The 415-nt window shown below is 66.7% G+C and carries 1 protein-coding gene; it reads left to right on the forward strand.

All coding sequences use genetic code 11. From position 1 onward, the window contains the following. On the forward strand, positions 1-415 hold a 415-nt coding region (trpD, locus tag D7Y13_RS43825; RefSeq protein ID WP_120631151.1), incomplete at both ends, for an anthranilate phosphoribosyltransferase.

Consider the following 415-nt stretch of genomic DNA (forward strand, 5'->3'; position numbering starts at 1 on the left):
GCGCCAACACCTTCAACATCTCCACCGCCTCGATGTTCGTGGCGGCGGCCGCCGGCGCGCGCATCGCCAAACATGGCGGACGCGGCGTCAGCTCCAAGTCGGGCAGTGCCGATGTGCTCGAAGCGCTGGGCGTGAACATCATGCTCACGCCCGAGCAGGTGGCCGAATCGATCGAAACGGTCGGCATCGGCTTCATGTTCGCGCCCAACCACCACCCGGCCATGAAGAACGTCGCCCCGATCCGCAAGGAGCTGGGCGTGCGCACGATCTTCAACATCCTGGGGCCGCTGACCAACCCGGCCGGCGCGCCGAATATCCTGATGGGCGTGTTCCATCCGGACCTGGTCGGCATTCAGGTGCGCGTGATGCAGCGGCTGGGCGCGAAGCACGCCGTGGTCGTCTACGGCAAGGACGG

The organism is Corallococcus praedator, from assembly GCF_003612125.1.
In the GTDB taxonomy this organism is placed as follows: Bacteria; Myxococcota; Myxococcia; order Myxococcales; family Myxococcaceae; genus Corallococcus; species Corallococcus praedator.